We start from the raw sequence: 247 nt of genomic DNA on the forward strand, positions 1-247 counted from the left end.
CCAGCGCTGCCATTCGCCATCCGGGTCCCCCAGCAGCGGCCACCGCGACAGCGGCAGCGCGCCCAGCCCGCCCATGCGCTCGACCAGGGACGGACTGGCCATCGGCATCAGCCACTCATCGAACAGCGGCTCCACATGCAGGCCGCTCCACTGCCCGGCCCCCACCCGCAACGCAGCTTCACCCGGCAGCTGCCGCTCGAAATCGGTGAGCCGTTCGCTGGATTCCAGGTTGAGTTCTATGGCCTGG

Annotated in this window: 1 pseudogene; it reads right to left on the reverse strand. The window is 69.6% G+C overall.

The features are described from left to right. Positions 1-247 (reverse strand): annotated as a pseudogene (locus tag ACQG3P_RS21465) (LysR substrate-binding domain-containing protein); the annotation flags it as partial.

The sequence above is a fragment of the Stenotrophomonas sp. SrG genome, assembly GCF_050031795.1.
Taxonomy (GTDB): domain Bacteria; phylum Pseudomonadota; class Gammaproteobacteria; order Xanthomonadales; family Xanthomonadaceae; genus Stenotrophomonas; species Stenotrophomonas rhizophila_A.